The 255-nt window shown below is 38.4% G+C and carries 1 protein-coding gene; it reads right to left on the minus strand.

Going from position 1 to position 255, the window contains the following annotated elements; genetic code table 11:
• A partial coding sequence (locus EWU23_RS14485) for a hypothetical protein (protein WP_205753201.1) occupies positions 1 to 255 on the minus strand: 255 nt, incomplete at both ends.

The raw sequence follows: 255 nt of genomic DNA on the forward strand, positions 1-255 counted from the left end.
TCTTCAATATCCAATCCTTGTTGTTCACAAATAACCTCTAAGGTGCTTTCCGCAATAACTCGGTCGGTGACAATGTCTGCAATAGACATCTTTAAGCGCTTTATTTCTAGCTTTAAAGCAGCGATTTTATCTTTTTCTTGGGGAGTTTCCACACGAATAGTTTTTGGTATGAGATTAAAATTACCACTTTTTCTTGCCCAACAAGCAATCGTGGTTGAACCTTTAATTCCATAGCGCCGCTGTAATTCATTGGCA

Source organism: Aquirufa beregesia, from assembly GCF_011090385.1.
In the GTDB taxonomy this organism is placed as follows: domain Bacteria; phylum Bacteroidota; class Bacteroidia; order Cytophagales; family Spirosomataceae; genus Aquirufa; species Aquirufa beregesia.